The organism is Pontimicrobium sp. MEBiC01747 (assembly GCF_053601635.1).
Genome location: NZ_JBSHNS010000169.1, coordinates 1 through 216, shown reverse-complemented (window position 1 = coordinate 216; position 216 = coordinate 1). Strand labels below are relative to the sequence as shown.

1 protein-coding gene is annotated in these 216 nt (G+C 45.4%); it reads left to right on the top strand.

Features of this window, described 5'->3' with window-relative positions; all coding sequences use genetic code 11:
• The coding region (locus tag ACVC2P_RS05095; RefSeq protein WP_452597400.1) for an Ig-like domain-containing protein at positions 1–216 on the top strand (216 nt) is incomplete at both ends.

Below are 216 nucleotides of genomic sequence, written 5' to 3'. Positions count from 1 at the left end.
CCTGGCCCTCCTGCTTTAGGGGATGCTGTTAATTGGTATACAAACGCTACTGGAGGTACTGCCTTAGCTTCTGGCCTTAATTATACGCCTACCGATACAGCTATTGGAGTTTACACTTACTATGCTGAAGCTGAAGAAACTGTCTCTGGTTGTGTAAGCTCTAGAATACCAGTAGTTCTTACTATTGAAACGCCTGCTAATGCTGGCGCAGATGGA